The sequence below is a fragment of the Bradyrhizobium sp. 1 genome (genome assembly GCF_023073315.1).
Lineage (GTDB): Bacteria > Pseudomonadota > Alphaproteobacteria > Rhizobiales > Xanthobacteraceae > Bradyrhizobium.
The window spans coordinates 725716-750446 of the sequence record NZ_JADPJH010000034.1 but is presented as its reverse complement, the minus strand read 5'-3'; the positions used below and the strand labels follow the sequence as shown (position 1 = coordinate 750446).

At 64.3% G+C, this 24731-nt stretch carries 21 protein-coding genes; 11 read left to right on the top strand and 10 right to left on the bottom strand.

The genetic code is table 11. From position 1 onward, the window contains the following. Positions 1 to 230: 230 nt before the first annotated feature. The 5 genes from IVB29_RS33515 (at position 231) to IVB29_RS33495 (ending at position 7023) form a co-directional block, all read left to right on the top strand. Complete coding sequence (locus IVB29_RS33515; protein WP_247507673.1) at positions 231 to 1094, top strand: DUF3108 domain-containing protein; 864 nt, start codon at positions 231 to 233, stop codon at positions 1092 to 1094. A 628-nt stretch (positions 1095 to 1722) separates the two neighbouring features. Beyond that, positions 1723 to 5121 (top strand): helicase-related protein, encoded by a 3399-nt coding sequence (locus IVB29_RS33510; RefSeq protein ID WP_247507672.1) that lies wholly within the window; start codon positions 1723 to 1725, stop codon positions 5119 to 5121. A gap of 25 nt (positions 5122 to 5146) precedes the next feature. Beyond that, the gene (locus tag IVB29_RS33505) at positions 5147 to 5404 is read left to right on the top strand and encodes a S4 domain-containing protein (protein WP_346731320.1); all 258 of its coding nucleotides are present in this window, start codon (positions 5147 to 5149) and stop codon (positions 5402 to 5404) included. 132 nt (positions 5405 to 5536) lie between these two features. Further along, positions 5537 to 5875, top strand: coding sequence for a ferredoxin FdxA (gene fdxA, locus IVB29_RS33500; RefSeq protein WP_247507670.1), 339 nt, complete (start codon positions 5537 to 5539; stop codon positions 5873 to 5875). A 347-nt stretch (positions 5876 to 6222) separates the two neighbouring features. Beyond that, positions 6223 to 7023 (top strand): CarD family transcriptional regulator, encoded by an 801-nt coding sequence (locus IVB29_RS33495; RefSeq protein WP_346731317.1) that lies wholly within the window; start codon positions 6223 to 6225, stop codon positions 7021 to 7023. A 95-nt stretch (positions 7024 to 7118) separates the two neighbouring features. Here IVB29_RS33495 and IVB29_RS38455 read toward each other — a convergent pair whose 3' ends face one another. The 8 genes from IVB29_RS38455 to cyoA all read right to left on the bottom strand — a co-directional run bounded on the left by IVB29_RS38455 (position 7119) and on the right by cyoA (position 14924). Next, positions 7119 to 7247 (bottom strand): hypothetical protein, encoded by a 129-nt coding sequence (locus tag IVB29_RS38455; protein ID WP_256466927.1) that lies wholly within the window; start codon positions 7245 to 7247, stop codon positions 7119 to 7121. A gap of 748 nt (positions 7248 to 7995) precedes the next feature. After that, positions 7996 to 8529, bottom strand: a complete 534-nt coding sequence (locus tag IVB29_RS33490) for a response regulator transcription factor (RefSeq protein ID WP_247507668.1) — start codon at positions 8527 to 8529, stop codon at positions 7996 to 7998. Then, positions 8519 to 9928: an ATP-binding protein gene (locus IVB29_RS33485; RefSeq protein ID WP_247507667.1), complete on the bottom strand. Its 1410-nt coding sequence runs from the start codon at positions 9926 to 9928 to the stop codon at positions 8519 to 8521. Before IVB29_RS33485 ends, IVB29_RS33490 begins: the two co-directional genes overlap by 11 nt. After that, complete coding sequence (locus IVB29_RS33480) at positions 9900 to 10751, bottom strand: SURF1 family protein (protein WP_247507666.1); 852 nt, start codon at positions 10749 to 10751, stop codon at positions 9900 to 9902. The genes IVB29_RS33485 and IVB29_RS33480 overlap by 29 nt, the downstream gene beginning before the upstream one ends. Continuing rightward, positions 10748 to 11128 (bottom strand): cytochrome o ubiquinol oxidase subunit IV, encoded by a 381-nt coding sequence (gene cyoD, locus IVB29_RS33475; protein ID WP_247507665.1) that lies wholly within the window; start codon positions 11126 to 11128, stop codon positions 10748 to 10750. The genes IVB29_RS33480 and cyoD overlap by 4 nt, the downstream gene beginning before the upstream one ends. Then, entirely contained in the window at positions 11125 to 11754 is a 630-nt protein-coding gene (cyoC, locus tag IVB29_RS33470; protein ID WP_247507664.1) for a cytochrome o ubiquinol oxidase subunit III, read from the bottom strand. The genes cyoD and cyoC overlap by 4 nt, the downstream gene beginning before the upstream one ends. Beyond that, positions 11755 to 13752 (bottom strand): cytochrome o ubiquinol oxidase subunit I, encoded by a 1998-nt coding sequence (gene cyoB, locus IVB29_RS33465; RefSeq protein WP_247507663.1) that lies wholly within the window; start codon positions 13750 to 13752, stop codon positions 11755 to 11757. It lies immediately after the preceding gene. An 11-nt stretch (positions 13753 to 13763) separates the two neighbouring features. Then, entirely contained in the window at positions 13764 to 14924 is a 1161-nt protein-coding gene (gene cyoA, locus IVB29_RS33460; RefSeq protein ID WP_247507662.1) for a ubiquinol oxidase subunit II, read from the bottom strand. A gap of 181 nt (positions 14925 to 15105) precedes the next feature. Here cyoA and IVB29_RS33455 point away from each other — a divergent pair, with 181 nt between their 5' ends. Beyond that, a complete protein-coding gene (locus IVB29_RS33455) occupies positions 15106 to 16434 on the top strand; it encodes an MFS transporter (protein ID WP_247507661.1) in 1329 nt (442 codons plus the stop codon). Positions 16435 to 16506: 72 nt separating this feature from the next. Beyond that, entirely contained in the window at positions 16507 to 16902 is a 396-nt protein-coding gene (locus tag IVB29_RS33450; RefSeq protein ID WP_247507660.1) for a c-type cytochrome, read from the top strand. Between the two features lie 10 nt (positions 16903 to 16912). On the opposite strand, the gene IVB29_RS33445 is transcribed toward IVB29_RS33450, so the two are convergent. Both IVB29_RS33445 and IVB29_RS33440 read right to left on the bottom strand, forming a co-directional pair. Beyond that, positions 16913 to 18304 (bottom strand): M48 family metalloprotease, encoded by a 1392-nt coding sequence (locus IVB29_RS33445; RefSeq protein WP_247507701.1) that lies wholly within the window; start codon positions 18302 to 18304, stop codon positions 16913 to 16915. Between the two features lie 131 nt (positions 18305 to 18435). Further along, a complete protein-coding gene (locus IVB29_RS33440; protein WP_247507700.1) occupies positions 18436 to 19287 on the bottom strand; it encodes a thermonuclease family protein in 852 nt (283 codons plus the stop codon). 257 nt (positions 19288 to 19544) lie between these two features. On the opposite strand from IVB29_RS33440, the gene IVB29_RS33435 reads away from it, so the two are divergent. The 4 genes from IVB29_RS33435 to IVB29_RS33420 all read left to right on the top strand — a co-directional run bounded on the left by IVB29_RS33435 (position 19545) and on the right by IVB29_RS33420 (position 24730). Next, positions 19545 to 20753 (top strand): ABC transporter substrate-binding protein, encoded by a 1209-nt coding sequence (locus IVB29_RS33435; protein ID WP_247507659.1) that lies wholly within the window; start codon positions 19545 to 19547, stop codon positions 20751 to 20753. Positions 20754 to 20889: 136 nt separating this feature from the next. Further along, on the top strand, positions 20890 to 21678 hold the full coding sequence (locus IVB29_RS33430; protein WP_247507658.1) for an enoyl-CoA hydratase: 789 nt from the start codon (positions 20890 to 20892) through the stop codon (positions 21676 to 21678). 2 nt (positions 21679 to 21680) lie between these two features. Then, positions 21681 to 22427 carry a hypothetical protein gene (locus IVB29_RS33425; protein ID WP_247507699.1) on the top strand — a complete coding sequence of 249 codons (747 nt, stop codon included), beginning with the start codon at positions 21681 to 21683 and terminating at the stop codon, positions 22425 to 22427. A 188-nt stretch (positions 22428 to 22615) separates the two neighbouring features. Further along, entirely contained in the window at positions 22616 to 24730 is a 2115-nt protein-coding gene (locus IVB29_RS33420; protein WP_247507657.1) for an acetate--CoA ligase family protein, read from the top strand. Position 24731: the final 1 nt, after the last annotated feature.

Genomic DNA, 24731 nt, shown 5'->3' with positions numbered 1-24731 from the left:
CCTCACCCGGAATCCGCGCTGCGCGCGCATTCCGGCCTCTCCCCGCGCGCGGGGAGAGGCGAAGAACCCGATCACCAAAACGGCAATGTTTAAAACCCCTTACCATCACATAAAGGGCGTATTCACCGCCGAAATATCGCCTTGAGTTCCGCGAAGCTCACGCCCGATACATTGTCTGCCGCGGGTTTTGGCTTAAGTAACAACCGTTCGCGCCCCGATTGGACTGTTTCGTGCTTTCATCTTCCCGACATTGGCCCCGGCTGCGTTCGGCCGGCCGGCTCGCCTTCGCGGCCCTTTGCGGGCTCGTCGTGGCGTGGGGTGTCGAGCCCGTGGCGGCGCAGGGCAAGCTCGAGGCGCAGTATGAGGCCTCGCTGGCCGGCATTCCCGTCGGCAAGGGCGCCTGGAACATCGATATCGGCGACGATGTGTTCGCAGCCGCGGCCTCAGGCGGCACCTCGGGGCTGCTGAAATCCTTCGCGGGCGGGTCCGGCACCGGCGCCTCGCAGGGCCGCGTGGTCAACGGCGCGCTGGTTGCGACCGGTTACCAGGCCTCCACCACCACCTCGAAGAAGACCGAAGAGATCCACATCACCCTCGACAAGGGCAATGTGAAGGATTTTGGCATCGTGCCGGAGCCGCCTGTCGATGCCGATCGCATCGTCGTCACCGACGCGCATCGCCGCGGCGTCTGGGATCCGATGACGGCCTCGCTGCTGCGCGTCTCAGGCACCGGCGATCCCGTGACGCCCGAGGCCTGCCATAGCAGCGCAGCCGTGTTCGACGGCCGCATGCGCTACGAGCTGAAGCTCGATTTCAAGCGCATGGAAACGGTGAAGGCGGAGAAGGGCTATCGTGGCCCGGTCGTGGTCTGCTCGCTGTTTTTCGTGCCGGTCGCCGGCTACATCCCCGACCGCCCCGTGATCAAATACCTCGCCGCCCAGCGCAACATCGAGATCGCGTTCGCGCCGGTGGCCGGCACGCGCATCCTGGTGCCGTTCTGGCTGAAGGTGCCGACGCCGCTCGGCCCGGCGATGCTGGAAGCGACCAGCTTCATCACCTCGGCCCAGCCGCCGCGCGTCGCCAAGACGCAGTGATCGCCCTTACGGGCTACGAGCCGCCCTCGGTCTGAAATTAAAGTCAAGCAAATTCAATAACTTGCCTACTGTGCATGGGGTTGTTTTCGCACAAATGAGTTTGGGCGCCCCCGGATCCGGGAATCCATTTGACTCCTCCCCGATTCTGATTCGACTCCGCGCCGTCCCCAACTTAAGGCTTTCCGCCATCACATCGTCGCTTGTGCGACAGGGCGAAACTCCATCTAGTGCAGCAAAGACAGAGTCCTGCGACATGTTGCGTGAACGGAACGGGACTCACAGGAGAGTCAGCGATTCGGCCGCGATTCGTTCTAGACTCGTTCCGAAGCTTAAAGCCAACGGGAAAAGCGTCGCAAAGTGAGACAGTTGCGCGAGGTTTGGGGAGCTCTCGGTTCTCCCTCGCCCCGTTCTTACGGGGAGAGGGTTGGGGTGAGGGGCTGCTTCCGCGGATTCGGTGAGAGCTGGTTCGCGGAGAGCCCTCCTCACCCGGATCGCTTCGCGATCCGACCTTTCCCCGCAAGCGGGGCGAGGTGACTTCCAGGCGCTTCGCGCCGGGGAGCGGCCGAGTCGCCTCACCGCCTCATCCGGCACTGACATTCGCCCAAATCGGCACTACCTAATCCCCCAGATGCCCTTTTCCTCCTCCCCCTTCGCTTCCGAGCGCGCACCCGGCGCCGGCGTCACTGCGGTGCTCGGGCCGACCAACACCGGCAAGACCCATCTCGCCATCGAGCGGATGCTCGCGCATCCCTCGGGCGTGATCGGCCTGCCGCTGCGCCTGCTCGCGCGCGAGGTCTACAACAAGATCGCAGCGCGGGTCGGCAGCGACGCGGTCGCGCTTGTGACCGGCGAGGAGAAGATCAAGCCGAAGAACCCGCGCTATTGGGTCTCCACCGTCGAGGCGATGCCGCGCGACCTCGATGTCTCCTTCCTCGCCGTCGACGAGGTCCAGATCGCGTCCGATCTCGAACGCGGCCACGTCTTCACCGATCGCATCCTCAACCGCCGCGGCCGCGACGAGACGCTGCTGTTAGGCGCCGCCACCATGCGCCCGATCATCGAGCGGCTGCTGCCCGGCGTCTCCATGATCACGCGGCCGCGCCTGTCGCAGCTGGAATTCGCCGGCGACCGCAAGATCACGCGCCAGCCGCGCCGTACTGCGATCGTCGCGTTCTCCGCAGACGAGGTCTACGCCATCGCCGAGCTGATCAAGCGCCAGCATGGCGGCGCGGCCGTGGTGCTGGGATCGCTGTCGCCGCGCACGCGCAATGCGCAGGTGGAGATGTTCCAGAACGGCGAGGTCGACTATCTCGTCGCCACCGACGCCGTCGGCATGGGCCTCAATCTCGACGTCGACCACGTCGCCTTTGCCTCCGACCGCAAGTTCGACGGCTATCAGTTCCGCCGCCTGACCCCGTCCGAATTCGCGCAGATCGCCGGCCGTGCCGGCCGCGCCACGCGCAACGGCACCTTCGGGACGACAGGCCGCTGCGCCCCGTTCGAGACCGAGCTCGTCAACGCGCTCCAGAACCACACCTTCGAAAACGTGAAGATGCTGCAATGGCGCAATGCGAAGCTGGATTTCTCGTCCCTCGGCGCGCTCCAGGTGTCGCTGAACCAGTCGCCCGGCCATGAGGCGCTGACGCGCGCCCCGCTCGCCGAGGACATGCGCGTGCTCGACCACGCCGCCCGCGACGTCGAGGTGCGCGATATCGCACATGGCAAGGACGCTGTGGAGCGGCTCTGGGAGGCCTGCCAGGTCCCGGACTACCGAAAACTGTCGCCGGCCGCCCACGCCGAGCTGGTCACGACGCTGTACGGCTTCCTGATGCAGAAGGGCTGCATCCCCGATTCCTGGTTTGCCGCCCAAATCGACCAGGCCGACCGCACCGACGGCGACATCGACACGCTGTCGGCCCGGATCGCGCAGATTCGCACCTGGACCTTTGTCGCCAACCGCCCGGACTGGCTGAGGGACCCCGAACGCTGGCAGGGGACCGCCCGCGAGGTCGAAAATAAATTATCGGATGCGCTCCATGAACGCTTGACTGAGCGTTTCGTTGATCGCCGGACCAGTGTATTGATGCGCCGCCTGCGGGAGAACACGAGCTTGAATACGGAAATCGGCAAGACCGGCGAAGTCATCGTCGAAGGCCATGTCATCGGCCGCCTCGATGGCTTCACCTTTGCACCGGATGCGGCGGAAGCCGGCTCCGATGCGAAAGCCTTGCAGGCTGCCGCGCAAGCGGTGCTCGCCGGCGAGATCAACACGCGCGCCGAAAAACTGGGCAACGCGCCGGACGATCAGTTCGTGCTGACCTCGGAAGGCACCATCCGCTGGACCGGCGATGCCGTGGCGCGGCTGTCCGCCGCTGAGGAGGCGCTGCAACCGCGCATCCGCATCATCTCGGACGAGCGCCTGACGGGCGCGCCGCGTGAGAAGGTGCAGGCACGCCTCGAGCTCTGGCTCAAGACGCATATCGAAAAGCTGCTCGGGCCGCTGTTCGAGCTGTCGAAGGCCGAGGATGTCACCGGCATTGCCCGCGGCATCGCCTATCAGCTGGTCGAGGCGCTCGGCGTGCTCGAACGCCCCAAGATCGCGAACGAGCTGAAGGATCTCGACCAGCCCTCGCGTGCCGTGCTGCGCAAATACGGCGTCCGCTTCGGCGCCTATCACATCTATTTCCCCGGCCTCCTGAAGCCCGCCGGGCGTGCGCTGGCCGCACTGCTCTGGGCGCTGAAGCAGGACAATGTCGATCTGTCCTCGCTCTCGGGCGCGCAGCATCTGGCCTCGTCGGGCCGCACCTCGTTCCCGGTCGACAAGCAGCTGCCGCGCGATGCCTATCGCGTGCTCGGCTACAAGCAGGCCGGCGAGCGCGCCGTCCGCGTCGACATTTTGGAACGCCTTGCCGATCTGATCCGCCCGGCGCTGGCCTGGCGCGAGAATTCGTCCGGCGAAAAGCCCGCCGGCGCGTTCGACGGCCGCAGCTTTGTGGTGACCCAGGCAATGACCTCGCTCACGGGTTCGGCCGGCGAGGATTTCGCCTCGGTGCTGCGTGCGCTCGGCTATCGCATGGACAAGCGCCCGCCGCTGCCGGTGAAGCCCGCTGCGGTTGTTGCGGAGACGCCGGCTGCTGAAGCTTCTTCTGAGACGCCCGCGATCGAGGACACCGCAGTTTCCGCGGACACCGCGATCGAAGCGGTTGCAGAGCCTGTCACCGTCGAGGACGCGCCCGGGATGGAGCTGCACGACGAGCCCGCGCAGGAAGAGCCGGCGCTCGAAGCAACTCCCGAAACTCCGGTCACGCCGGAAGATGCTCCCGGCATCGCGCCGCCGGCCGAAGAAGCTGCTGCGCCCGCTGAGGCGGCTGCTGAAGCCGCGCCCGCCGAGACCGCTGCAACCGAAGCCGCGGCGTCGCCCCATGCTGCCGCGCCGGTTGAGGCTGCAGCTACACCCGCTGAGCCCGAACTCATCGAGGTCTGGCGTCCCGGCGGCCGTCACGACGATCGCAAGCCGCGTCACGAGCGTCATCGCCACCAGCGCCACACCAATCAGCCGCGTCCGCAGGCTGCTGCTGAAGCAGGCGCCCCGCCCGCTGAAGGTGAGGCAGCGCAAGCTGCCGACGGCGAGAAGCGCGGCGAGCAGCGGCATCGCCGCGGCGGCGGTCATCGCCGGGATGGTGGAAGGGACTTCAACAAGCCGCGCGAAGGTGGCGCCGAAGGCGCGCCGCGTCCCGAGGGGCGCGACGACAGGAACCGCAGCTTCCAGGGCCGAGATCAAGGCAAGGATCGCGACAACAAGGATCGCAACCGCGACAACAAGAAGTTCGGCGGCGATCGCGACAAGGGCCGTGACAATCGTGGCCGCGACCGCGACAAGGGTGGCCGCGATCGCCAGGGCGGCCCGTCGCTGCGTCCCTACGCCTCGAGCGCGAACCCGCGGGAGCGCGATCGTCCGGTTGATCCCAACTCGCCCTTCGCAAAGCTCGCCGCGCTGAAGGAGCAGCTGTCGGGCCGCAAGGAGTAATCCCACGACGACCGAGCGGCAGCGCATCGACAAATGGCTGTGGCACGCACGCGTCGTGAAGGCGCGCACCTCCGCAGCCGAGCTCGTCGAGTCCGGACACGTCCGCGTCAACGGCGAGCGCGAAAAGTCTCCGGGCCATGCGATCAAGATCGGTGACGTCATCACCGTCGCACTCGATCGCACCGTGCGCGTGTTGAAAGTCACAAGCTTCAACGAACGCCGCGGCGATGCTGCTTCGGCGCGCGTGCTCTACGAAGAGCTCAATGAAGCAAAGCGCAATTAATTGCGCATTGAATTCATTTCTTGGTCGATCAAACACATAAAGCCGTCATGATCGGGGTTTCCCGACCTTGCAGCGCCGGGCCATCCGCGCTACGCAAGCCGCGACTTTTGAATAAGCTTTTCGGAGCGTTGGATGACTTACGTCGTCACTGAAGCCTGCATCAAGTGCAAGTACACGGACTGCGTCGAGGTCTGCCCGGTCGACTGTTTCTACGAGGGCGACAACATGCTCGTCATCCATCCTGACGAGTGCATCGATTGCGGCGTGTGCGAGCCGGAATGCCCCGCCGACGCCATCAAGCCGGACACGGAACCGGGCCTCGAAAAATGGCTCCAGGTCAACGCCGAGTACGCTAAGTCCTGGCCGAATATCACCCAGAAGAAAGAATCACCTCCCGACGCGAAGGAATTCGACGGTCAGGAAGGCAAGTTCGAGAAATATTTTTCTCCGAACCCCGGCTCGGGAGACTAATTCCCGCCCAAACTTAACCCTAATACCTTCGTCAGCGCCGAAAACCAGCCCTCAAGTCCCCTAAACCATTGATTTTTGCGGGAAATGTGCTATATTGGGCACATTAAGCTGAACCCCGGTCAGCCCAGTTGGCCCCGTTGGTTCCCGTGAAACCAAATGTCGAACAGGGGCGTGGCAGTTTCCGCGCGCAGGCTGTGTCACAGAAAACGCGTAAAAAGAGTACTTCAGCGAGGGCTTCCCATAAGGAGGCCAAAAAAGTCGCCACGGCCAGCCGTAGCGCATCCAAGGGTCGGACCGCTGCCAAGGCGCCGCCGGCTGCAAAGTCCTCGAAGAACAAAAGAAGCGCAATGCCTCACAAGACTGCCAAACCGGCCGCGAAAGCGACCGTTGCCAAGCCTGCTGCCAAGGCTCCCGCTTTCAAGCCCGTTGCTCCGAAGGCTCCTGTTGCTGCCGCCCCTGCCAAGGCTCCCGTTGCTGCTGCCAAGCCGGTCGTGAAGGCCGCTGCACCCGCGCCGAAGGTCGAGGAAAAGAAGGTCGTGACCCAGCGTCAGGGCTTCAAGGCCAACGAATTCGTCGTCTATCCCGCTCACGGCGTCGGCCAGATCCTGGCCATCGAGGAGCAGGAGATCGCCGGTGCGAAGCTTGAGCTGTTCGTCATCAATTTCATCAAGGACAAGATGACGCTGCGCGTTCCGACCGCCAAGGTCGCGAATGTCGGCATGCGCAAGCTGTCCGAGCCCGCGCTGGTCAAGAAGGCGCTCGAGACCCTCAAGGGCCGCGCCCGCGTCAAGCGCACCATGTGGTCGCGCCGCGCCCAGGAATACGAAGCGAAGATCAATTCGGGCGACATCGTCGCGATCGCGGAAGTCGTGCGCGACCTCTATCGCTCGGAGTCGCAGCCGGAGCAGTCCTACAGCGAACGCCAGCTCTATGAAGCGGCGCTCGATCGTCTGTCCCGCGAGATCGCGGTGGTGCAGCACTCGACCGAGACCGAAGCGGTCAAGGAGATCGAGGCCCAGCTCGCCAAGAGCCCGCGCCGCACCGGCGCCAAGTCCGAAGCCGCCGAAGGCGAAGGTGAGACGGATGCCGAGGGCGATAGCGATGAGACCGATGGCGGCGGCACCACCGTCGCCGACGAGGCCGCGTAAGCGCGGACGTCGATCGCAACAAATCAGAAGCCCGGCCTCTCGGCCGGGCTTTTTGCTTTTGGTGGTCATCGCCGGGCTTGGCGACGTATCCGCATTCACTTCCGGACCAGTGGAATCTGCAGATTCGTCGGACGGTTCTGCTCCGTATCGAAGCCGCGGCCATCGATGTTGCGAGCGCCCCAGAACAGCAGGTCGCCCCTGAGATAGACGAGGTCGTACTCCATGAAGTTCGTCCCTTCCTCGAGACTAAAGCGCACGAAACTCTTGCCGAAAATGCTTTGGGGCGCGTTGACGGCCCATGGCGCGTAGCCGGTCGACCTTGTTCAGCACATCGGCAAATCCCTGCGCCAGCGGCGTGACCTCGCAGGCTTCATCCGCAACGAAATCGACCTTCCGGCGCGTGCGTACCGATCCGCTGGTCTTCGTCTTTCCGAGCGACCATCGCCTGGCATCGCACGCGACGGTGGCGCCGCAGGAGATCGTGGGCGAGACCTTTTACCTGCCGTCAAAATCTGCGCCCACAGTGCGCCGTATCGTGCTGGACTATCTTGGCCAAGCCGGCCGACCTCAAACCCGACCGCGAAGTGCACAACGTTGTCCATGCGATCTCGATGATCGCATCGACGCGTGGCGTCATGATCCTGCCGGCCTACACCAAGCGATATTTGCCGCAGACGATCACCACACCGCCTGTGCGTGGAGAGGCACCTGCGACTGATCTCGTGGTCGCCTCCATAAGGCGAACAAGTCTCCGATCCTCAAGATGCTTCTCTCAGAGGTCGGCAAGCTTGCGGCGGCGGCAAATTAATGAAGCCCGCGGATGGGCGGCACACTCAGTGTCGTCCCGCGAGCGCGGGGACCCATAACCCCTGGGAGCAGATATGGGGCGAGCAGGTAACCACGAGTCTTCGTCAAACGACTTCCTGTGGCTATTGGTCCCGGATCGGCGCTTCGCTTGTCCGGGACGACAACTCACTTCACCGGCCGCTTCTCGAGCTTCCTCGCGAGCGTCCTGCGATGCATCCCCAATCGCCGGGCCGCTTCCGAGATATTAAAATCGGTCTCGATCAGGGTCTGGTGGATGCGTTCCCATTCGAGCGTCTTGATCGAGGTCGGCCGCGCATCGAGCGCGACTTCGGTGTTGCCTTCGGCCTTGTTGAAGGCCGCTTCGATGTCGTCGGTGTTCGACGGTTTTGCGAGGTAGTGGCAGGCCCCGAGCTTGATCGCCTCGACGGCGGTGGAGATGCTGGCAAAGCCTGTCAGCACCACGATCAGCATGTCAGGGTCGTGCGTGTGCAGCAGCTCGACGCAGGCAAGGCCTGAGGCGCCGCCGAGCTTGAGGTCGACCACGGCATGGCCGAAGGAGCGCTCCTCCAGCACCTTGCGCACGTCCTCGATTGAAGCAGCCAGCACGACATCGTAGCCACGGCGCTCGAACGAGCGCTTCAGCGTGCGCGCAAAGCCTTCATCGTCCTCGACGACGATGAGCGAACGGTCAGGCGTCAAAGCTGCCTCCGATCGCGAGCGTGGCGAGCGGCAGCGTCAGGCGGACGGTGGCGCCACGCTTGCGATGGTTCTCGGCGGTCACGCTGCCACCTAATTTTCGCACGACGTTCACCACCAGGAACAGGCCAAGCCCGCCGCCGGCGCGGCCCTTGCTCGACTGATATGGTTTTCCAAGCTGCACCAGCATCTCCGGCGCGAAGCCGGGGCCGCGATCGCTGATCGCCAGGACGAGATTGTCGCCCTCGCGCTCGGCCACAAGCTCGACCCACTCGCGCGAGACCTCGTAGGCGTTGTCGAGCACGTTGAAGATGACCTGCTTCAGCGCGATGTCAGAGACGATTGCGACGTCCTCGCCAAAGGTGTTGACGAAATAGAGCGTGCGAGCCGAGCGCGCGTTGCGCCACTCCTCCACCAGCGCGGTGACGAAGGCCGTCACCGTCGTCGGCGAGGAGCCTTCGCCGCGCGCTTCGCCGGCCGAGACCAGAATGCCCGTCACGATCGACTTGCAGCGCTGGAGCGAGGTCTCCATCTCCGAAAGATCCTCGGCAAGCTCCTGGTCGGCGGCAAGATCCGGCATGCGGCGCCAGTCGCTGAGGATGACCGAGAGCGAGGCGAGCGGCGTGCCGAGCTCATGGGCCGCGCCGGAGGCGAGCAGGCCCATGCGGACGATGTGGTCCTGTTCGGCGGCGTGCTGGCGCAGCGCGGCCAGATGCGCGTCGCGCTCGCGCAGGTTTCGGTTGATGCGGGTCACGAACACGACAAGCAGAACCGCGTTGAGCGCGAAGCCCAGGAGCATGCCGGCAACAGTGAGCGTATAGGTTTCGCTGAGCGGGTTTGGCGGCAGGTCGAGCGGCCGGTAGGCCAGCGTCAGCCAGATAAAGCACGCGCAGGTCAGCGCCACCAGCGACCAGGTCGAGCGGGCGTCGAGCAGCACGGCGGCCAGCGTCACCTGGAGCAGGAACAGCGAGGTGAAGGGATTGGTGGCACCGCCGCTGAGGTAGAGCTGCGCGGTCAGCGCGGCGACATCGAGCATCAGCGCGACCAGCAGCTCGTTGCTGGAGACGGCGGCGCGGTGGCGCACCCAGACCAGGCTCGATACGTTGAGCAGCACCAGTGCGCCGATCACCGCGCCCATCCGCTCCAGAGGCAAGGGGATGCCGAGCCAGAAATGCACGCCGCCGATGGTCACGATCTGGCCGACCACGGCGGTCCAGCGCAGCTGGATCAGCAGCGCCATGTTCTTGCGGTTAGTCTCGTCGTCCGTGGGCGCAGCGCCGATCAGCTCGCTGCGCGTGTCCGCCTGCGATTGCAGTGTGACGGCGAGTTCGCCAAGTCCTTTGGCAGGACCTTGGGGAGGCGTCTTTCCGTCGTCATGTCGGCTCGACGATCGTTCCAGCATCTGATCCCGTCCTGCGGGCGGCATCGCCGGCCGGTTCGTGGACGAAGCCGCTCCAGGGTTTCTTGCGGCGGAACAGCCCGCCGCCGAACGTGACGAGAAATTTACCGGCCAGCATGAAAGCCAGGGCAAACCACGTCAGCGCGTAGATCAGGTGGTTATTGGGAAAGCTGACTACGGTCAATCCGCCGATTGGTCCGCCGGCGGTTTGTGATCCGGCGTCAGCATCGACGAAAAAGGGCGCGATATTGTCGAGCCCGCGGGCCGCGGCGATCGCGGCGACATCCCGCGAATACCAGCGGTTGTGCTGGGGCACGTTGTTGCGGAGGAATCCGCCGTTGGGCTCGGTGATGCGGAGCAGGCCGGTGATCTCGACCCTGCTGTCCGGATTACCGCCCTGGCGCGTCGATGCGTCGCGCCGCTCGGACGGCACGAAGCCGCGGTTGATCAGGACCAGCGTGCCGTCGTCGCGCTTGAGCGGCGTCAGCACCCAATAGCCGGGACCTTCCTCGGTGACGGCTTGAACCAGCGTCTCGCGGTCGTGCAGGAAACGCCCCGCGACGCTGACGTGCCTGTATTCGTCATTTGCGGTGGAAACCGCGAGCCATGACGCGGGCGAGGGCGCCGGCTGGGCGGGAGCATGGACGCGCTGCTCGACGCGGTCGATCAACGCCAGCTTCGAGGCGCGGCGCTCGATCTGCCAGACGCCGAGCGCAATCAGAACGACGAAGGTCGCGAGCGAGAGGACCGTGAGCCACAGGCGCGGACGCGCAGCCTTGCGGCGCGCGCCATTCGCGTTGTCCGTCGTGGTCCCGCTATCGGTCACTTCATTCCCGTCATCTCGTGCATCGGCATCATGTTGCTGTTGAGGTGGTTCATCACCCACAGCGAACCCGACAGCGCGATCACCACCATGACGATGGTGAAGATCAGCGCCATCATGCTCCAGCCGTTCTCGGACTTGGGGCTCATGTGCAGGAAGTAGATCATGTGCACGACGATCTGCACGACCGCGAAGGCCATGATGACCAGCGCGGTAATCTGCTTGCTCGGCAGCGCGCCGCTCATGACCAGCCAGAACGGGATCGCGGTCAGCACGACCGAGAGCACGAAGCCGAGCATGTAGCCCGAGAACGTGCTGTGGGCGTGGCCGTCATCGTGGTGATGGTCGTCCGCGTGGGCGGCGTGGGTATCGGTGCTCATCGCAGAACTCCCAGGAGATAGACGAAGGTGAAGACGCCGATCCAGACCACGTCGAGGAAGTGCCAGAACATCGACAGGCACATCAGGCGGCGGCGGTTGGCTTCGATCAGGCCGAACTTCCAGACCTGCACCATCAAGGTCACCAGCCAGATCAGGCCGCAGGAGACGTGCAGGCCGTGGGTGCCGACCAGGGTGAAGAAGGAGGACAGGAAGGCGCTGCGCTGCGGCGTCGCGCCCTCATGGATCATGTGGGCGAACTCGGAGAGCTCGATGCCGATGAAGGCGAGGCCGAACAGACCGGTGATCGCCAACCACATCTGCGTCTGCGCGATCTTGTTCTGCTGCATCGTCAGCATCGCAAAACCGTAAGTGATCGACGACAGCAGCAGCATCGAGGTGTTCACCGCAACGAGCGGCAGCTCGAACAGGTCCTTCGGCGCAGGCCCGGCGGCATAGTTGGCGCCGAGCACGCCGAAGGCGGCGAACAGCATCGCAAAGATGAGACAGTCGCTCATCAGATAGATCCAGAAGCCGAGCGAGGTGCTGTAGCCTTCCGGATGCGGATGTTCGTCGGCGAGATAGAAGACCGGCTCGCCGGTCTGCGAGGGATTGACGGCGACAGTCATTTACTTGGCTCCGGCGAGCAGTTTGGTGCGCGCGTCCTCGGCCCGGATGACGTCGTCGGCCGGAATGTCGAAGTCGCGGTGATAGTTGAAGGTGTGACCGATGCCGACGGCGAGCATCGCGATGAAGCTTACGGCGGCCAGCCACCAGATGTACCAGATCAGGCCGAAACCCATCGCGGTGGCGAGGCCGGCGAGGATGACGCCGGTGCCGGTGCTGCTGGGCATGTGGATCGGCTTGAACCCCATGAGCGGACGCTGGTAGCCGCGCTTCTTCATGTCCCACCACGCGTCATTGTCGTGAACGACGGGGGTGAAGGCGAAATTGTAGTCCGGCGGGGGCGATGAGGTCGCCCATTCCAGCGTGCGCGCATCCCAGGGATCGCCGGTGACGTCCCTGAGCTGCTCGCGCTTGAGGAAAGAGACCGCGAACTGCATCAGCATGCTGAGGATGCCGAGGAAGACGAGGCCGGCGCCGATCGCGGCGATGACGAACCAGATCTGGAGCGAGGGATCGTCAAACACGCGCAGACGGCGGGTCACGCCCATCAGGCCGAGCACATAGAGCGGCATGAAGGCGAGATAGAAGCCGGTGACCCAGAACCAGAACGACAGCTTGCCCCAGAACGGATCGAGCTTGAAGCCGAACGCCTTCGGGAACCAGTAGTTGATGCCGGCGAATGCGCCGAACACCACGCCGCCGATGATCACGTTGTGGAAGTGCGCGATCAGGAACAGGCTGTTGTGCAGGACGAAGTCGGCCGGCGGCACTGCGAGCAGCACGCCGGTCATGCCGCCGAGCACGAAGGTCAGCATGAAGGCGATCGTCCACAGCATCGGCAGCTCGAAGCGGATACGGCCGCGATACATCGTGAACAGCCAGTTGAACATCTTCGCGCCCGTCGGGATCGAAATGATCATCGTGGTGATGCCGAAGAACGAGTTGACGCTGGCGCCCGAGCCCATCGTGAAGAAATGGTGCAGCCAGACCAGGTACGACAGGATGGTGATGACGACCGTGGCGTAGACCATCGAGGTGTAGCCGAACAGCCGCTTGCCGGAGAAGGTCGAGGTCACTTCCGAGAAGATGCCGAAGGCGGGGAGAACCAGGATGTAGACCTCGGGATGGCCCCAGATCCAGATCAGGTTCACGTACATCATCGGGCTGCCGCCGAAATCGTTCGTGAAGAAGTTGGTGCCGACATAGCGATCGAGCGTGAGCAGCGCGAGCACGACGGTCAGGACGGGGAAGGACGCCACGATCAGGATGTTGGTGCAGAGCGCGGTCCAGGTGAACACCGGCATCTTCATCATGGTCATGCCGGGGCACCGCAGCTTGACGATGGTGCAGATCAGATTGATGCCGGATAAGGTCGTGCCAACACCCGCGACCTGCAATCCCCATATGTAATAGTCGACGCCGACGTCAGGACTGTAGCCGATGTTCGAGAGCGGCGGATAGGCCAGCCAGCCGGTGCGGGCGAATTCGCCGATGAACAGCGAGGCCATCACCAGCGCCGCGCCGCCGACCGTCATCCAGAAGCTGAAATTGTTCAGGAAGGGAAACGACACGTCGCGTGCGCCGATCTGGAGCGGCACGACGAAGTTCATCAGGCCCGTGACCAGCGGCATCGCCACGAAGAAGATCATGATCACGCCGTGGGCGGTGAACACCTGGTCGTAGTGATGGGCCGGGAGGAAGCCCTCCGAGCCGCCAAACGCGAGCGCCTGTTGCGCGCGCATCATGAGTGCGTCGGCGAAGCCGCGCAGCAGCATCACGATGCCGAGGATCATGTACATGATGCCGATGCGCTTGTGGTCGACGCTGGTGAACCATTCGCGCCAGAGATAGCCCCAGAGGCGGAAATAGGTCACGCCGCCGAGCAGCACGGCGCCGCCGAGCGCGACCATCACGAAGGTGCCGACGAGGATCGGCTCGTGCAGCGGCAGCGAATCGATGCTGAGACGGCCGAAGATGAGCTTGAGAAGATCAGGAGACATGCGGGATCTCTTTAGGAGTCTGACTTCGGACGTAGTCCGAGGAAGAAGGACGAGGACTTCAGCGGCGCGAAATTCGGCCGCTTCAGCCCGGCGCCGGTAAGCGGCGCGGTGTCGAGTGGTGCCGTGATGGAGGCGGTGGTCTTGCCTTGCGGCGCATCGGGCGTGCAGGTGCCGGCGACGAAGGTCGGCTCCGGCCCGAGCACGGTGCCGCGGCGGGCGTATTTGTCGTAGGCCAGCGGCAGCGTGTTGTTCAGGCCCTCGTGGCCGCTGCCGCCCTTGGCGTCGATCGCCATCATCTCGCTCTGGCACATCTTGCCGGTCTCGACGCACATGTTGAGGATCAGGCGATAAAGATCGGAATCGACCGTGCCGTAGCGGCGCACCGGCTCGTTTTCGCTGGGCTTCTCGAGCTGGAGATATTCGGCGCGGCCGAGCGGGCCGCCGGCGGATTTGGCACTGGCGATCCAGGCGTCAAAGCCCTTGTCGTCGAGGCCCAGGAACTTGAAGTGCATGCCGGAGAAGCCGGCGCCGCTGTAGTTCGCCGAAAAGCCCTTGTAGGTCCCGGCGTGGTTGATGACGGCGTGGAGCGACGTCTCCATGCCCGGCATCGCGTAGATCTGGCCGGCGAGCGCGGGGATGTAGAATGAGTTCATCACCGAAGACGCGGTGATGTGGAAGTTGATGGGGCGGTCGACCGGCGCGGCGAGTTCGTTGACGGTGGCGATGCCGTAATCGGGGTAGAAGAACAGCCATTTCCAGTCGAGCGCGACGACATCGACTTCGAGCGGAGCCTTGGACTGGTCCACTGCGCGATCGGCATGGATGCGGCCGATGTTGCGATAGGGGTCGAGCAGATGCGTGCCCATCCAGGTCAGCGCGCCCAGGCAGATGATGATCAGCAGCGGCGCCGACCAGATCACCAGCTCGAGGCTGGTCGAGTGATCCCATTCCGGCTCGTAGCGGGCCTCGGTGTTGGACTGGCGGTAGCGCCAGGCGAACACCACCGTCAGCGCCGTCACGGGGATCACGATCAGGAGCATCAGGACAGTGGAGATGATGACGAGGTCGCGCTGTTGCGCCGCGATATCGCCGGCTGGCGCCAGCACGATGTAGTTGCAGCCGCTGAGCGCAACTGCCAGTGGTAGCAGCGCCAGGATCTTGAAACGGGACACGGGCCGAGCCTTTGAAATGAGTTTCCTTTGCGGGGCCAAGGGGTAGCTGCGGCGCAGCAATCTGGACATTGGACAATTTGTCCAATGTTGCAGTGCGGAATGTTGCGCCAGACAGGGCGGGATCGCCTGGCGCCCCGCCGGGTGGTCGGCTTTGGTTTACAGGACGTTAAGGGCGCAACGCATGGCGACGGCACAGACCCCTGCAATGGCAGACATCCACTCCGGCGAGCACGGCCACGACCAGGCCAGTCCCGGCGAGATCGCCATCGGCGTCATCATCGGCCGCACCTCGGAATTCTTCGACTTTTTCGTCTACGCGATCGCCTCGGTGATCGTGTTCCCGCGCCTGGTGTTCCCGTTCACGAGCGAACTGACCGGCACCCTCTATTCCTTCATGATCTTCTCGCTGGCCTTCGTGGCCCGACCGATCGGCACCGTTATTTTCATGACGGTCGACCGGGAATACGGCAAAACGGCCAAGCTGGTCTCGGCGCTGTTCCTGCTCGGCACCGCCACCGTCGCGCTGGCGTTCCTGCCCGGCTATCACGACATCGGCGTTGCGGCGATCTGGCTGCTGGCGCTGGCGCGTATCGCGCAGGGTCTGGCCTGGGGCGGCGCCTGGGACGGCATGGCCTCGCTGCTGGCGCTGAACGCGCCGCCTTCCCAGCGCGGCTGGTACGCGATGGTGCCGCAGCTCGGCGCCCCGCTCGGGCTGATCGTGGCGAGCGCGCTGTTCGCCTATTTCGCCGGCAACCTCTCGGCCGACGACTTCTTCGACTGGGGCTGGCGCTATCCGTTCTTCGTCGCCTTTGCCATCAACGTTGTGGCGCTGTTCGCGCGCCTGCGCATGGTGACGACCGAAGAATATGCCTCGCTGTTCGAGACCCGCGAACTCCAACCCTCGCGCATCTCAGAGACGGTCGCGCGCGAAGGCCAGAACATCATGCTCGGTGCGTTCGCGCCGCTGGCGAGTTTTGCGCTGTTCCACATGGTCACGGTATTTCCGCTGTCCTGGGTGTTCCTGTTCACCCGCGAAAGTCCCGTGCGCTTTTTGATCATCGAGATGGTCGCCGCCGTGTTCGGCGTCGGCGCCATCGTGCTCTCCGGCATCATCGCCGACCGCGTCGGTCGCAAGTCGCTGCTGATGGGATCGGCGATCGCGATCGCGATCTATAGCGGCTTTGCCCCGCAGCTGCTGGATGCCGGCGCGTTCGGCGAGACTATCTACATGGTGATCGGCTTCATCCTGCTGGGTCTCTCCTTCGGCCAGTCCTCGGGCGCGATCGCCTCGAATTTCAAGCAGGCTTACCGCTACACGGCCTCGGCGCTGACCTCCGACATGGCCTGGCTGTTCGGCGCCGGTTTTGCTCCGCTCGTCGCGCTGCTGCTCGCGACCAATCTCGGCGTCATCGCCTCAGGTGCGTATCTGCTGTCAGGCGCGTTCTGGACGCTGCTCGCGCTCTGGCTCAGCGGCCAGCGCGAGGCCGGCGATATGGACGCGGGCGCTTAAAGAGCGCTCCGCGGACGGGAATAAAACTTTGGCCGGACGATCCTGTTTGCGGTGACGCATGCAGGAGATTCCATGAAATTCCGGTCCAATTCCGTTCACCAGCGAAGCTTTGCAAGTCTGGCCTTTGCCACCATCGCGATTGTTTGCTCGACCGGACTTGCCCACGCCACAGGCAACGTCGCGCGCGGCCAGACGCTCTACAAGGGCTGCGCAGATTGCCACGCGATCAACGAGAACGCCGTCGGCCCGATGCACAAGGGCGTTGTGGGGCGCAAGGCGGGCAGCGTTCCCGGCTACGACTACTCGCCTGATCTGAAGAACTCGGGGATCGTCTGGACCGAGGACAATCTCGACAAATGGCTGGCCGGCCCGCAGGCCATGGTTGCGGAAACCAAGATGTTTTTCGATGTGCCGGAGGCGCAGGATCGCGCGGATATCATCGCGTATTTGAAGGAAAAGGCGCGGTAGTCCGCGCGCCTCAATCCGCGACAACCTTCACGCGGTCCCGCACCTTCACCTGCGCTGTGCGATCGAGCCCGTTCAGCACACGAAAACGCTCGGCGGGATGATCGACGCCGGCCATGCGGTGCGAGAGCGATTCCACGGTGTCGCCGGGCTGCACGGTGATGACCTTGATGCGCAGCGGGCGCGCGGCCTGGATCTCGTCCAGCGTCAGGCGGCGGAATGAATTGACGGTCTCGCGCGCGTTGCGCTCGCTCTCGGTCGACTTCTGCCGTGCCGCGAAGATGAAGCGGTAGACGTCGCTGCCGAAGCGCAGCGCATAGACCTTGAACGCCCATTGATCGCCCTTGGCGGTGGCGGACGCGGCCGGGAAACCGTTGATGGTGACGTCCTCGGTGGACGCCTTCTCGACGCCCTCCATCCAGCCGGAATTGAGGTAATCGCCAAGCGACTGTTCGGCCGGCACGCGCACGACGTCGAAGCGCATCGCCTGCGAGCCGCCGTCGCGCACGCCAATCACCGCCTGCGCGGTGTTGTCGAGCGTGAAATTGTCGGGCGCCTGGAAGGTGAAGCCGAGCTTTGGGTGCAGGAAGCGGCGGCCGCGGACAAACCCCTCGCTGGGGTCTTCGCCATAGACGAGATTGTCGATCGCGGCGAGATAGGTCTCGCGGTCGCGCTCCGCGCCCTCGGGCGCCGCATATTGCCGTGCAATGGTTTGCGCGTTCTGAACGCGCTCGGGCGTTGCCGGATGCGACGAGGTGAAATCCTGCGCGCGCGGATCGAGCGAGGTCTTGCCGGCCTTCAGCTCGGCATTGCGCTCCATCGCGGAGAGGAAGCGGGCCGCGCCATAAGGGTCGAAATGTGCCTTGGCGGAGATGCCGACGCCGATGCCGTCAGCCTCGAACTCCTGGTTACGCGAAAAGCTCGCCATGGTGAGCTTGGTCTTGGCGAGCGCGAGCGCGGTCAGGTCAGGATCGTTGCTCATGTCGGTGACGACGCGGGTGACGATCGCGGCCTGGCGCGCCTGATCCTCGCGCATCGCGGCGTGCTTGGACAGCACATGCGCCATCTCGTGGCTGAGCACGGAGGACAATTCCGAGGTGTCGCTCGCAAGCGCAAGAAGTCCGCGCGTGACATAGAGCTGGCCGTTCGGCAGCGCGAAGGCGTTCACCGCGCCGGAATTGAGGATGGTGACCCTGTAGCCCTGGTCTGGCCGATCAGAGGCGGCGACGAGGCGGTCGACGGTCTTGGTCACCAATGATTCGAGCCGGGGGTCGTCATAGGCGCCGCCATAGCTCGCCAGGATGCGCTCGTGTTCTTTTTCGGTGGCGGGGGTCTGTGCGACGGCCGGCTTCGGCTTGGGGAGGGCGACGGTCGGCGGAACTGCCGCGGTCTGGAACCGGCCCATGTCGCCGCAACCGGCGAGGGCCGTGCCCAGCACAAGGCATAGCGCGGCCGGCGCTGCCCGCAGGCGGCGGCGTTCGCCTCGTCCGTGCCGTTCTAGCACCCCATTCACGTCACTTAACCCGTGCCCTGGCCTTAAGGCCGTACCCCAGTAGGCTCGTTTGCGCCCAGCAACTCAACCTGTCCCAAGAGACGCACTTCGATACGCGGCCCCACAGTCCCCTCAACCCAGCCCCGGACTCGAATACGTTTATTTTCCAGGGACTTAAGGGTCACACCGGCGTTTTCGAACGCCGGTAACGCGCGTTTTGAAATAGTCACCGCAAAGCCGCGTGTCCAGTTCCGTCCGAAGTTGAGGTAGGTCATTGCCCCAGCTTGCCGGACTGACAGGACTTTGCCTTCGACCACAAGAAAGCGCCCGATCCCGGGCAAAATATCGTCCGGACTTTCCGCGTTTTTTATGGCCGACGGGTCAGCCCAGTTGCCCTTTTTTTGGCGCCGCGCCTCGGCCTCCGCCGCCATCAGGGCCGCCGCGCAGTCCTTGTCGGTGATTTCGGCGGAAACGAGGGCGTCGCCTTGGGCGAGTAGCGTCGCCTGCGCCGATGCCTCGCTGTCCCGAATGAAGACGAGCGCGCCCTGGCGGCCGTAGCGGTCGGGCGTATCGTCCGCACTCCGCAGGACGACGTCGCGGCCGGCGAGCAGCGATGTCAGCGCCTGCTTCGTTGTCGCCGTCGGTTCGATTCCGGTGAGGCGGATTTCGCGTCCGTCGTCGAGGCGGACGCCGCGCGCATCGACGATAGCGGCGACGCGGCCCTCGCCTTGCGATTCGAACTGACACGGCGCGGCGAACGCAGCGCGATTCGCGGCGAGAAGACATGCGACGATGATATGAAGCAGTCGCGTCACGTTGCCCGGAGAGGTTGCGCTATTCTCTAGCTTTAGCCCAGGCGTAGCGGATCGCGAAGAGGCTTCCTCACACTCCGTCATTGCGAGCGCAGCGAAGCAATCCATACCGTCTCCGTGGAAAGACTCTGGATTGCTTCGCTGCGCTCGCAATGACGTGGAAGCATTTGTCCGTACCCCACCATTCCGCTTTGCGGAAAACATGCGCGGCAATGTGCGCTCGCAACGTTCCGCGCGCTTGCTGCCCTGTCGCGCATGCGGCATGATTGCGGCAACAGCGATTGCCAAGAGCAATAACCAAGCCGCCATCAGAGCCAGGCGATCAAGGGAGGTCTTTTTCGATGAAGCATATTTTGTCGGGCATTTTTGCCGCAGCGTTTGCCCTGAGTGCGAGTGCCGCTGCGCAGGCCCAGGACAAGCCGCCGTTGAAGATCGGCGGCATCCTCGACATGTCGAGCCTGTATGCCGATATCACCGGCCCTGGCAGCGAGACCGCGGCGAAGATGGCCGTTGAGGACTTTGGCGGCGAGGTGCTCGGACGCAAGATCCAGGTGCTGGCCGCCGACCATCAGAACAAGGCCGACCTCTCCGCCAACATCGCCCGCGACATGCTCGACAACCAGGGCGTCGAGATGATCTACGACGTCGCGGCCTCGGCGACCGCGCTTGCCGCCGGCGAGATCGCGAAAGCGCGCAACAAGATCATCATGTTCAACGGCCCGGGCTCGATCCGTCTCACCAACGAGGCCTGCGGTCCCTACACCATCCACTATGTGTTCGATACCTACGGTCAGGCCAACGTGACCGGCCTTGCGGCCGTGAAGTCGGGCCTCGACACCTGGTACTTCCTGACCGCCGATTACGCCTTCGGCCAGGACCTGGAGAAGGACACCAGCGCCGTCGTCACCAAGACCGGCGGCAAGGTGCTCGGCGCCGTGCGTCATCCGCTCAACACGTCGGATTTTTCGTCGTTCCTGCTGCAGGCCCAGGCCTCCAAGGCCAAGGTGATTGGTCTCGCCAACGCTGGCGGCGACACCGTCAACGCCATCAAGCAGGCGGCCGAGTTCGGTATCACCAAAGGCGGCCAGAAGGTCTCGCCGCTGCTCGCTTTCGTCACTGATATCGACTCGATCGGCCTGGAGACGGCGCAGGGGCTGCTGCTGGCGGAGGCCTTCTACTGGGACCTCAACGACGACACGCGCGCATTCTCGAAGCGCTTTACGGAGCGCATGAAGCGGCCGCCGACCTCGGCACAGGCCGGCGTCTACTCCTCCGTCACGCACTATTTGAAGGCCGTGAAGGCGGCCGGCACGACCGACTCGGCCGCTGTCATCAAGGTGATGAAGGAAACGCCGATCAACGACTTCTTCGCCAAGAACGGCAAGATCCGCGAGGACGGCCGCATGCTTCACGACATGTACCTGTTCGAGGTGAAGAAGCCGTCGGAGTCGAAGGGCCGCTGGGACGATTACAAGCTGCTCGCCACCGTGCCCGGTAACGAGGCGTTCCAGTCGCTGGAGCAGTCGCGCTGCCCGCTGGTGAAAAAATAAGCCTCGTCATTTCGAGCGAAGCGAAGCAATCCAGAGATGTTTCCGCAGAGACAGTCTGGATTGCTTCGTCGCTTCGCTCCTCGCAATGACAAGTGTGGCGATTGACCGAGCAAAACAACAACAAGGGAGACGTCCCATGAACGACATGGTCCTGCAAAAGCTCGAAGGCGGGCTGCTCACCATCACGATGAACCGTCCCGAGCGGAAGAATGCGCTCAATCCTGAAATGGTCGCAGGATTGGTCGAGGCGGCGCGACGCGCGGCTGACGATCCCGAGGTGCGCGCGGTGCTGTTCAAGGGCGCCGGCGGCTCGTTCTGTGTCGGCGGTGACGTCAAGTCGATGGCCGCAGGCCGCGCACCGCTGCCGTTCGAGGTGAAAATGGCAAACCTCCGCCGCGGCATGGAAGTATCGCGCATCCTGCACCAGATGCCGAAACCCGTGGTGGCCCAGCTTGACGGCGCTGCAGCTGGCGCCGGCCTTTCGATGGCGCTGTCCTGCGATCTGCGCATTGCCTCCGAGTCCTGCAAGATCACCACCGCCTTCGCCAAGGTCGGCTTCTCCGGCGATTACGGCGGCACCTATTTCCTGACGCAGCTGCTCGGCAGCGCGCGGGCGCGTGAACTCTATCTGATGTCGCCGGTGCTCACCGCGAAGGAAGCGCATGCGATCGGCATGGTGACGAAAGTCGTGCCCGATGCCGAGATCGAGACCGCCGCGCACGAGCTCGCCCTGTCGCTGGCACAGGGGCCATCGATCGCGCTCGGCTTCATCAAGCGCAACATCAACAACGCCGAGCATCTGGCGCTGGAGGATTGCTTCGACGGCGAGGCGATCCATCACACCCGCTGTAGCGACACCGAAGACCACAAGGAGGCCGCAAAAGCTTTCGTCGAAAAGCGCAAGCCGACTTTTAGGGGCGCATGACCGTGGCGCCCTATATGCGGTTGCGGCAGATCTGTCTGGTCGCGCCGCAGCTCGCGCCTGTCATCTCCGACATTGCCGGGATCATGGGTCTTGCCGTCTGTTACCAGGACGGCAATGTCGCGAAATACGGCTTGGAGAACGCGCTGCTCCCGGTCGACACCATCATGCTGGAGGTGGTCGCGCCGTTCCAGGACGGCACCACCGCAGGCCGCTTCATCGAGAAGTCCGGCGGCCGCGGCGGCTACATGGCGATCTTCTGCTGCAACGATCCCGACGAGCGCGGCCGCAACGCCAATGCGCTTGGTGTGCGCACCGCGAACGTGATCGATCACGCGCCCTATCACGGCGTCCAGCTCCACCCGCGCGACTGCCGCGCCGCCTTCATCGAGTTCAACCACACCGAAGGCAGCGACGACATCTGGGGTGCGTATCCGCCGGCCGGGCCGAACTGGCAAAACTTCATCCGCAAGGACGTGACGCAGACGCTGACAGGCGTGGAGATGCAGAGCCCGGATCCGCAGGGGCTGGCGGAGCACTGGGGGAAGATCATCGGTGTTGCGGCCGATGGCTCTGATTTGAAGCTGCCCAACGCAACCTTTCGCTTCGTGAAGGGCGCCAGCGAGATCATGAGCGCGCTGGAGTTTCGGGTCGCTGATGTAGCGGGCGTGCTGCATGCGGCCAGAGCGAAGGGGCTTGCGGTGGCAGGCAATGAGTTCCTTTTGGGCGGCGTAATCTTCCGCGTCAGTTGATCCCTTCATCGTAATCCGTCACCCTGAGGTGCCCGCCTCTTCGGCAAGCCTCGAAGGGCGGCGGCCACCAGCGGGGCCGCTCATCCCTCGAGGCTCGCTGCACGTTGCTCCGCATCGTGCGGCTCACGCCTCAGGACGACGGATCGCACGTGGGGCGGGTGTAAGAAGAACAAGAAAGAGATCACGCCATGCCGCATCCGCTCGACAGCTTCTTCGCACCCGCAAGCATCGCGCTGATCGGCGCCTCCCGCGATCACGAGAAGATTCCGGGGCGGCTACTGTCGATGCTGCGCAAGAACGAGTATCCCGGAAAGATCTATCCGGTGAACCCGAACTACGCCGATATCGAGGGTCTCGCCTGCTACAAATCGATCGCTGAGATCGGCGCGCCGATCGATCTCGCGGTCGTCATCATTCCGGCGCGCGCGGTGCTGCCGGCGCTCGAACAATGCGCCGCCGCCGGCGTCAAGAACGCCGTGATCATCTCTTCCGGCTTTGCGGAGGAGGGCGGCGACAGCGCGACGATGCAGGATGCGATCGCGGCGCTGGCGAAGCGCACGGGCATGCGGATCTCGGGTCCGAATGCCGAGGGCTTTTTCAGCCAGGTGCAGCGCGTGGCGGCAACGTTCAGTCCGGCCGTGGACGTCAAACCGGGCGTCGTGCCGCTCGTCGCCACGACAAGACGGATCGGCATCGTCGCGCAGAGCGGCGGGATCGGCTTTGCCTATTATCACCGCGCGAGGGCGCTCGGCATCGCCGTCAGCTACGTCGTCAGCGCCGGCAACGAATCCGATCTCGGCGCCGGCGAGTTCCTGGATTACATGGTGCAGGACGCCGCGACCGACGTGATCCTCCTGTTCATCGAGGGCATCCGCGACGTCGACAAATTCCTTGTCGCCGCGCGCCGCGCCGCGGAGATGAAAAAGCCCGTCATCGTGACGAAAGTCGGCCGCTCCGGCGCCGGGGAGCGGGCGGCGGCCTCGCATACGGCGAGCATGGCCGGCTGGTCGGCGGCTTATGACGCCGTGTTCGCAAAGTACGGTTTCATCGTTTCCAACGATCTCGACGAGGCGCTGACGATCGCTGCGGTGCTGGCGAGCAATCCGTTGCCTCGAGGCGATCGGGTCGCTGTGGTGACGGTGTCGGGCGGCGCCGGCATTTGGGGTGCCGATGCCGTGGCACTCCATGGCTTGCGGGTCCCGGAGCTTTCAGAAGCGGTGCAGGCTGACATCAAGAAGCTGATGCCATCCTATGGCACGGCTCGCAACCCGATCGATGTCACGGCGCAAGGCGTCACCTCGGGCGGTCTGCAAAAGAGCGTCGATCTGCTGACGTCTTCCGACGAGGTCGATGCGGTTCTGGTCCTGCTGTCACTGTCGAGCGAGGTGCGCAGGCCCTTCAAGGAAGCCGAGCTGAAGCCGGTGCTTGCGACGCAGAAGAAGCCGGTGCTGTTCTATTCCTACACGGTGCCGTCGGATTTCGCCCGGCACGATCTCGCGAAATCCGGTGTCGTGGTGCTCTCGGGCCTCACCCATGCCGGCGTTGCCTTGCGGCAGATCGTCGACTACGGGAAGTTCAGCCTGCCGAAGCCCGCGGACGAAGCACGGCTGCCGGCGCGCGATCTCTCCGCGCATCTGACCTCGCCGGTGCTGTCCGAGGCCGACAGCAAGACCTTGCTCCGCGCCGCCGGTATCGCGCTGCCCGACGAGGTGCTGGTGAAGGATAAGAGCGAGATCGATGCGGCCGTTGCCCGCGTCGGCTTTCCCATGGTGATGAAGATCCAGTCGCCCGATATCGCGCACAAGAGCGAGGTTGGAGGTGTGCGCGTCAATATCGCCACCAAGGGCGAGGTGTTTCTGGCGTTCGAGGCGCTGCTGAATAACGCACGGAAACATCGCCCGGAGGCAGCAATCCAGGGCGTGCTGCTGGGGCCGATGGCGAAGCGAGGTGTCGAGATCATCGTCGGTACGATGATGGACAAGACCTTTGGGCCGATGGTGATGGTTGGGCTCGGCGGCATCATCACAGAACTGTTCCGCGACGTCGTCTACCGCCCCGCGCCGGTTGGCGCGGAAGAGGCCGGCGCGATGCTGGCGGGCCTGAAGGCTGCTCCGCTGCTGAACGGATTTCGCGGAGCGGCGAAGGCGGATGTTTTGGCGCTGGCGCAGTTGATCGCGGATATCTCAGTGCTCGCCGCGCGCCATGCGAACGAGATCGCGGAGATCGAGCTCAATCCGGTGCTGGTGCATCCGGAAGGGCAGGGCGTGACGATCGTCGATGCGCTCGTTGCGAGGCACGGTTAAA